This is a genomic window from Brevundimonas sp. (assembly GCF_004210735.1).
Classification (GTDB): Bacteria; Pseudomonadota; Alphaproteobacteria; order Caulobacterales; family Caulobacteraceae; genus Brevundimonas.
The window spans coordinates 1-6484 of sequence record NZ_SDZL01000093.1; the positions used below are offsets into that span (position 1 = coordinate 1).

Below are 6484 nucleotides of genomic sequence, written 5' to 3' on the forward strand. Positions count from 1 at the left end.
CCGCCCTTGCCCGTGTTGGGCATCAGGACGCAGTAGCGGCCGGCCAGCGACAGCCAGGTGGTCAGGGCCGCGCCCTTGGCGCCGCGCTCGTCCTTGACGACCTGAACCAGCAGGATCTGACGGCGCTTGATGACGTCCTGGATCTTGTAGCGACGCATCAGGCGGCGCTTCAGACGCTCCTCGTCGGCCAGCTTGCCTTCGGAGTCGTGATCGTCGTCGGCGCTTTCGCGGCCGAGATCGTCCTCGTCCTCGTCGTCATGGGCTTCGGCCATGATGGCTTCGCGGTCGGCCACCGGGATCTGATAGTAATCCGGGTGGATTTCGTTGAAGGCCAGGAAGCCATGGCGATTGCCGCCATACTCGACGAAGGCCGCCTGGAGGCTGGGCTCTACGCGGGTGACCTTGGCGAGGTAGATATTCCCGCGAAGCTGGCGGCGGGCCGTGTTTTCAAAGTCGAACTCTTCAACCTGGCGGCCGTCCACGATCGCGACGCGCGTTTCTTCCGCGTGCGCCGCGTCGATCAACATAGTCTTTGACATCAAAGGTCTCTCTCTGGCGCGCCAGGCCGGGACCACAAGGGGTCGGAGCGGCTCGCCGAATGGGGGGCAGGGCCAGGGCAAGCGTCATCCCTTCGCCGGAGGCGATGGCGGCTTTTTCAAGCCGGAGGGGAGCGCAGGCGGACAGGCCCATTGGGTTCTTTGTCGGTTCTGGACCCGAGCGCCGTGTTTATGGCGGCGCCCCGAGCCCGGTCTTCGGAGCGCCTGGGCGAACCCGGCCGATCCTAGGATGGCTGTAAAATCACGCCGCGAGGAGGGCGCGTCCGGCCCGACGGGAGTCGGCGGTCGCGATCGGTCGCAGGCGGACTAAAGCATAGTCACGGTGATTGTGAATTGAAAGCGCGACGCTCTTAACCCCATTTAAGAAACCGCGAAGGCAGGGTCGCGCCAATCTGGTATGAGTGGCGAGGACCATAGTGATGTTTCGTGAGTGGCGTTCGGGGCCATGGCGTTGGAGCGTGCGGGATCGCGCGCTGCTGGCCCTTGCGCTGATCGTCTTTTTCACGGCCGCGCTGTTCGCTGCCCGGGCGCTGGCGTCCGGATCGGCGGGGGATGTCCTGAGAATTCGGTTCGGCGGGGACGCCCAGCGGACGCGGGTCGTGGTCGACCTGGACAGCGCCGCGCGCGGGACCGTCGTCGATAGCGGGGCAGGCGGGCGCGTGATCGTCTCGCTGACCGGCGTATCACCAGGGCGTGGCCTGTCGGGCGATGGCACGGGCCTGGTGCGCGGCTATCGCGTGGCGGCTTCGGGCGGAAACTCTCGTGTCGAGATGAACCTGGCGTCGGGAGCCGAGATCGAGCGCCGCTTCCTGTTGCCGCCCGGCGACGGGGTTGCGCACTATCGTTATGTCATCGACCTGAAGGCCACAGGCCGCGCGGCGCCAGCCGCGACGGCGCCGGCGCCGCGTCGTGAAGCGCCGCGGGCCGAAAAGCCGCTGATCGTCATCGATGCGGGCCACGGTGGGCGCGATCCCGGCGCACGGGGGGCGAACAACAACGAAAAAGACCTGACCCTGGCCGCCGCGCGTGACCTGAAGGCTGAGCTGGAGCGGACGGGGCGGTATCGCGTGCGCCTGACCCGCGACAGCGATGTCTATGTCATCCACGGCCGCCGCGTGCAGATCGCCCGCGACGCCGGGGCCGATCTGTTCATTTCCCTGCACGCCGACGCCGGATCCGATCCGGCCCTGCGTGGGGCCAGCGTCTATACCCTGTCGGAACAGGGCGCCGGTCGGGCGGTGCGCGAGTTCACCCGCAACGGCGACTGGCAACGCGACCTGCGTCTGCCGGGGCGCGATCCGTCGGTAGACCGTATCCTGCTGGATATGACCCAGCGTGCGACCCAGAATCGCTCGGCCCAGTTCGCGCGGGTGCTGCTGACCCACCTGGAGGCCGCCGAACGTCCGTTGCTGCGCCGCAGCCACCGTGACGCGGGCCTGGCTGTGTTGCTGGCGCCCGACGTTCCGGCCGTGCTGCTGGAGATGGGGTTCATCACCAACCCCGAGGATGAGCGCACCCTGGGCGATGATCGTCAGCGCCGCCGGATGATGCGCACAGTGGCCCAGGGCATCGATCGCTATTTTCGGGAACCGGGCGCGCCGATGGTGATGGCGGGCGGCGGCTCGAACGACGGATAGCAACAGCCCCTTTCCGCGCGACGCGACGCGGGCTAAACCGACCGCAGGGGCGTCCCGTCGGAGTTCACTGTGAAGATTGCCGAACGCTGGTTCGTGATGGCGGGCATTGGCCTGCTGGGCGCGATTGCGCTCGCCGGGCTGGTGGTGGCCGTCTACGCCGCCTGGGTTTTCCATGACCTGCCCGACGCGTCGGAGTTGGCGGACTATCGTCCGGCCACGGCGACGCGCGTCTATGCGGGTGACGGAACCCTGATCGGCGAATTCTCGGATGAGAGGCGCATTTATGTGCCCTATGAGCAGGTGCCGGCCACTGTGGTGCAGGCCTTCCTGGCGGCCGAGGATCGCAACTTCTTCCAGCACGGCGGCATCGACGTGTCGGGCATAGGCCGTGCGTCGCTGAAGAACGTTTTCAACGTCGTGTCGGGACGCCGCCTGGAAGGCGGATCGACCATCACCCAGCAGGTGGCCAAGAACGTCCTGCTGACCAACGAAAGCAGCCTGAACCGCAAGCTCAAGGAAGCGATCCTGTCCAGCCGCCTGGAGGCGACGCTGACCAAGGAGCAGATTCTCGAACTGTATATGAACGAGATCTTCCTGGGCTATCGCTCCTATGGCGTGGCCTCGGCCGCCTATAATTATTTCGGGAAGTCGCTGGCCCAGTTGACGCCGGACGAGGCGGCCTTCCTGGCGGCCCTGCCCAAGGGGCCGAACAACTATCACCCCAAGCGTCATCCCGGCGCGGCCAAGGGGCGGCGGGACTGGGTGCTGGGCGAAATGGCCCAGAACGGCTGGCTGACGCCCGAGCAACTGGCCACGGCGCGCGCCCGCCCGCTGAGCACCCAGGATGCGCCGAAACGCGCGGCCTATGCCGACGCCGACTTCTTCGTGGAGGAGGCGCGGCGCCGCTCGAACGCCCTGTTCGGCGAGGAGCTGGTGCAGCGTGGCGGCCTGTATATGCGTACGACGCTGGACCCGACGCTGCAGTCGGCCGCGCGCAACGCCCTGATGAAGGGTCTTGAGAATTACGACCGTCGCCACGGCTGGCGCGGAGCCTGGGGCACGACCGACTTCGCCCCGGGCTGGCAGGCCGCAGCTCTGAAGAAGACAGCGCCGCCGGAACGCCGCCAGTGGCAGGCCGCTGCGGTGGAAAGCGCCTCGGGCAACACTGTGCGCGTCCGCACCGCCCGCGACGACCGGACCGGGACGCTGGTGTCATCCGACGCCGCCTGGGCCAACGCCCGCAAGCCGCTGCAACGCGGCGACCTGATCTTTGTCGAGCCGCGCGACGGCGGCCAGTTCGCCCTGAAGCAGGTGCCCGCCGTCAACGGCGCCCTGGTGGCCATCGAGCCGCAGTCTGGCCGGGTGCTGGCGATGGTCGGGGGGTATTCCTATGGCCTGTCCAGCTTCAATCGCGCGACCCAGGCCTGGCGTCAGCCGGGCTCGGCGTTCAAGCCGTTCGTCTATGCCGCCGCGTTGGAAGGCGACTATACGCCGACCTCGATCGTGCTGGATGCGCCGATCAGCTTCGCCGGACCAGGCGGCTCGCGGTGGACGCCTGAAAACTACAGCCGCCAGTACTATGGCCCGCAGACCCTGCGCCGTGGACTGGAGCTGTCGCGCAACGTCATGACCGTGCGTCTGGCCCAGGATATCGGGATGCAGAACGTGGTCGACCTGTCCAAGAAGATGGGCGTGTCGGACACGCTGCAGCCGAACCTGTCGGTGTCGCTGGGCGCCGGGGAAACCACGCCCTATCGCCTGACCGCCGCCTATGCCGCCTTCGTCAACGGCGGTCGGCGGGTGGACCCCTATTTGATCGAACTGGTCCAGGACCGGAACGGCGAGACCATCTATCGCGGGGACAAGCGGACGTGCCGCGAGTGTGGACGGGGCTTCAACGGCCAGGAATCGCCGCACCTGCAGCCGATCGGAACGCAGGTGATCGATCCCGTCACCGCCTATCAGATCAGTTCGATGCTGGAAGGCGTGGTCCAGCGGGGCACCGCCGCCAGCGCGCGCGGCCTGGGTCGCTGGGTCGGGGGCAAGACCGGCACGACCAACGAGTACCGCTCCGCCTGGTTCGTTGGCTTCTCGTCGGACATCGTCGTGGGGGTCTTCATCGGCTTTGACGACAACAGACCGCTGGGTGGCGGCGAGACGGGCGCCACCGGCCCCGTGCCGGTGTTCACGGAGTTCATGCAGGCGGCCCTGAAGCAGCGCCCAGCCCGCCCGTTCGTGCGGCCGCGTAACGCCATCTTCCGTACCGTCAACGGCATCGAGGAGGCGTTCCGCCCCGGCCAGGAGCGTCGCCGCGAAGAGGAGATGCCGCGCGAGACCGTTCCGGTCGGCCCGCAGAACTACAACGACGTCCTGCGCCTTGAGGCTGAGGAAAAGGCCCAGCAGGCCGCGCCGCCGCCCAGCGCTACGCCGACGCCACCCAAACGCGAGCCCGCCGAGGACTTGAGCGGACTTTACTGAGGCCCTAGTTAGACGCCTCGACCGGCGCGCCCATGATCGGGCGCGCCGTTTCCTTTGCGGCCCTTTCAATCCTGAGGGGCCAGTGTTTCGCATGGAGAATGCGATGAGACCGGATGTCGAGGCCATGAAGGCCGACATCGAGCAGAGCATCGCTCTGCTCAGGAGGCGTCTTTGACTGGGATGTCGCGCTTCGAAAACTGGATGAGCTGAACGCGCGGGTCGAGGATCCGACCCTGTGGAACGATCCCGAACAGGCCCAGGCGGTCAGCCGTGACCGATCGCGGCTGGAAGCCCAGATAAACACCGTCCGTGAGATGGAGCGGGGCCTGGAAGACGGGGTCATGCTGGCCGACATGGCCGACGAGGAAGGCGACGAGGACGCTTTGGAAGGCGCGCGCGCCGACCTGAAGGCGATCAAGGATCGCGCCGCGCGCGCCGAGCTGGAGGCTCTGCTGTCCGGCGAGGCCGACGGCAACGACGCCTATCTGGAAGTGAATTCCGGCGCGGGGGGCACCGAGTCCAACGACTGGGCCGGGATGCTGCTGCGCATGTACAGCCGATGGGCCAAGGCCCATGGCTATGAGGTTGAGATCGAGGCCGAGGAATCCGGCGAGCAGGCCGGCATCAAGTCGGCCACGATCCTGATCACCGGGCCGAACGCCTATGGCTGGTTGAAGTCGGAATCGGGCGTGCACCGGCTGGTGCGGATCAGCCCCTATGACGCGGCGGCCAAGCGGCACACGTCGTTCGCCTCGATCGGGGTGTCGCCGGTGGTGGATGACGCTATCGAGATCGACATCAACCCGTCGGACGTGCGCACCGACACCTATCGCGCCTCGGGCGCGGGCGGGCAGCACATCAACAAGACAGACTCGGCGGTGCGCCTGACGCACATTCCGACCAACACCGTCGTGGCCTGTCAGGCCGGCCGCTCGCAGCACCAGAACCGCGAACAGGCGTGGAAGATGCTGCGCGCCCGCCTGTATGAGCTGGAACTGCAAAAGCGCGAGGCGGCGGCCCAGGCGCTGGCCGACGCCAAGACCGACATCGGTTGGGGTCACCAGATTCGATCCTATGTGCTTCAGCCGTACCAGATGGTGAAGGACCTGCGGACCAACGTCGAAACCTCGGACACGCAAGGGGTTCTGGACGGCGATCTGGACGCCTTCATGGGTGCGGCGCTGGCGGCCCGGGTCGGCGAGACCCGGGGCAGCACCACGGAATGAAAAAGGGCCCCGGAGTGATCCGGGGCCCTTTCTGCATTCGGCGTGATCTGATGGGATCAGGCGCGGACCTGGGCCGGACGCAGGTCGATCATCTGGGCGATCGGGTCGCTGGCCTGGGGCAGGGGCGACGGCGCCGCCGGGGCGGTGAAGGTCGGCTGCGGGGTCGCGGCCTGCGGAGCGGGCGCGGCGGCCGGGGCGTCGCGACGCCCCTGGATGCAGCGGCCCTGGAAATAGGCGCCGATGTCGATCGACAGTTGCTCGGCCGTGATGTCGCCGTCGACATAGGCGGTCGAGATCAGCTTGACCTGCTTGCCGACGACGCCGCCGACGATACGGCCGCGCACCTCAATATAGTCGGCCGAGACATTGCCTTCGATGGCGCCGGTCTCGCCCACGATCAGGCGGCCGACGCGCACGTCGCCGCGGATCTGGCCGTCGATCTGCAGGTCGCCGGTCCCGGTGACATTGCCTTCGAACTGAAGGTCCGACGACAGGGTCGACAGGCCACGGGCCGACGGGCCGGCCGACGGGGCCGGGGCGGCGGGCGCGGCCTGGCGGGCGGCGTGGCCGGGCGCGGGAAGGTCGG

4 protein-coding genes and 1 pseudogene are annotated in these 6484 nt (G+C 67.7%); 3 read left to right on the top strand and 2 right to left on the bottom strand.

The features are described 5' to 3' along the window. A pseudogene (locus tag EON91_RS13680) lies at positions 1 to 539 on the bottom strand (S1 RNA-binding domain-containing protein); the annotation flags it as partial. Between the two features lie 437 nt (positions 540 to 976). Here EON91_RS13680 and EON91_RS13685 point away from each other — a divergent pair. The 3 genes from EON91_RS13685 (at position 977) to prfB (ending at position 5898) form a co-directional block, all read left to right on the top strand. After that, entirely contained in the window at positions 977 to 2194 is a 1218-nt protein-coding gene (locus tag EON91_RS13685; protein ID WP_292095822.1) for an N-acetylmuramoyl-L-alanine amidase, read from the top strand. Between the two features lie 96 nt (positions 2195 to 2290). Beyond that, positions 2291 to 4672 (top strand): penicillin-binding protein 1A, encoded by a 2382-nt coding sequence (locus EON91_RS13690; protein WP_292095825.1) that lies wholly within the window; start codon positions 2291 to 2293, stop codon positions 4670 to 4672. Between the two features lie 103 nt (positions 4673 to 4775). Then, positions 4776 to 5898, top strand: a protein-coding gene (gene prfB / locus EON91_RS13695) for a peptide chain release factor 2 (RefSeq protein WP_292095823.1) whose coding sequence is annotated in 2 segments (ribosomal slippage) — positions 4776 to 4844 and positions 4846 to 5898 — 1122 coding nt in all. Because the reading frame shifts where the segments join, the coding sequence is not laid out codon by codon here. A 56-nt stretch (positions 5899 to 5954) separates the two neighbouring features. Here the strand turns inward: prfB and EON91_RS13700 are convergent. Then, a complete protein-coding gene (locus tag EON91_RS13700; protein WP_292095827.1) occupies positions 5955 to 6401 on the bottom strand; it encodes a polymer-forming cytoskeletal protein in 447 nt (148 codons plus the stop codon). Positions 6402 to 6484 lie beyond the last annotated feature (83 nt).

Excerpts from the sequence above, each read along its gene's own strand:
- EON91_RS13685 (WP_292095822.1), top strand. The coding sequence starts at position 977 with ATGTTTCGTGAGTGGCGTTCGGGGCCATGGCGTTGGAGCGTGCGGGAT.
- EON91_RS13690 (WP_292095825.1), top strand. The coding sequence starts at position 2,291 with ATGGCGGGCATTGGCCTGCTGGGCGCGATTGCGCTCGCCGGGCTGGTG.